This window comes from Pseudomonas sp. P5_B2 (assembly GCF_056400445.1).
The window spans coordinates 1-1,562 of the sequence record NZ_JBFULH010000822.1 but is presented as its reverse complement, the minus strand read 5'-3'; the positions used below and the strand labels follow the sequence as shown (position 1 = coordinate 1,562).

Below are 1,562 nucleotides of genomic sequence, written 5' to 3'. Positions count from 1 at the left end.
CGTTTTGTCGATGGGGGGGATGGCCGCAAGGCAACTTTATCGCAGACATTTTTCCTTGGGCGCAAAACTCTCCCGAGCAATGCGCAATAACCAGTTGCGACTAAACTATCAACCCATCGTCGAGATGAGCACAGGGGTCTGGAGGGGCGCTGAAGCATTACTGCGCTGGAGTCCCGGAGGTACGCCGATGAGCCCCGCGATTTTCATTGCGCAAGCCGAGCGTTACGGTTTGATGCATGAGCTGACGCGCTGGGTCTGCCGACAGGCTGCACAGGACTTTGCATCCTGGTTTCGGGACTGTGAGGGGCTGTACATCACGATCAATCTGTCACCCCTGGATTTATCAAATGACGATTTCGCCGAGTATCTATTCGTACTGTTTTCCGAGCATGGGGTACCCCCAAACCGAATCGTATTCGAGCTGACAGAAAGTTCGTTGGCGGATACACAGCTGGCAGGTTATCGAATGGATCAGCTACGCCAGAACGGTCACCGTATGGCTATCGACGACTTTGGAACCGGCTATTCGAGTCTCGCCTATCTGGAGCATTTGCCTTTTGACATATTGAAAATCGATCGCTCCTTTCTGACGCTTGAGCGTTGCCATGCACCCGATGCCATCTGGCGTCATGTGGTCGATCTGGCTCACGCCATGAAGCTGAACGTGGTGGCGGAGGGCATCGAATTGCCCGAGCAGGCCGAGCTATTGCTCAACGCCGGCGTTTCGTTGGGGCAGGGTTGGCTCTATTCCAGAGATCTGTCTGCGCAAGCCCTGGCAACAGGGTTTTTCGCTACGGTCCCTACAAATCGAGTCTTGCAACTGGATTCAAGCTACGGTGAAACAGTTGCTTTCCCCGATCACTAACAAACACACCACCTGATGGCGTGGCTGATCACGACTATAGGGTCGCAGGTTTTCCATGACCAGACGCTCATCCGTTACCCCGACTTTGCGGAGCACAAACGATGTTGGCAATGAAACAGTATGTCCGGTTGTTGTCCCTGAGTCTGGTGATCGGGTGCTATGCGATGCCGTCTCTGGCAGAGGAAAAACCTGCGGGCAGTACCTCCGCAGTTGAACTGGAACCCAAGGCGCTGGAAGTTCTGAAGGCCATGAGCGCTAAGCTAGCAGGCGCCCCAAGCCTGAGCTTCAAGGCCATCACCACTTACGAAAGGCCCAGTCGATTGGGGCCACCATTGGCCTACAACACCGTGGCGCTGGTTAACCTGCAGCGACCGAATCGTTTGCGCGTATTGACCTCCGGCGATGGTCATCCGACTGAGTTCTACTACGACGGCGAGCAAGCCTATGCGTTCGAGCCGAAGGAAAACCTGCTCGCCCAAGCTGAGGCGCCGGCCACAATCGATGCCACTCTTGAGGCCGCGTATCAGCGCGCCGCTATCTATTTCCCGTTCACCGATGTGATCGTGGCCGATCCCTATAAGGACTTGCAGAGTGATATGCGCCTGGCGTTTTACATCGGGCAATCAACCGGGGTCGGTGATACCACCACTGATGTGATTGCCTACGCCAATAACGACGTGTTCGTCCAGGCCTGGAT

2 protein-coding genes are annotated in these 1,562 nt (G+C 55.3%); both read left to right on the top strand.

The features are described 5' to 3' along the window. Positions 1-865, top strand: an 865-nt coding sequence (locus AC1DRJ_RS27125; RefSeq protein ID WP_477804859.1) for an EAL domain-containing protein, incomplete at its 5' end; no start/stop codon positions are given. A gap of 110 nt (positions 866-975) precedes the next feature. After that, a partial coding sequence (locus tag AC1DRJ_RS27120) for a DUF2092 domain-containing protein (protein WP_477804858.1) occupies positions 976-1,562 on the top strand: 587 nt, incomplete at its 3' end.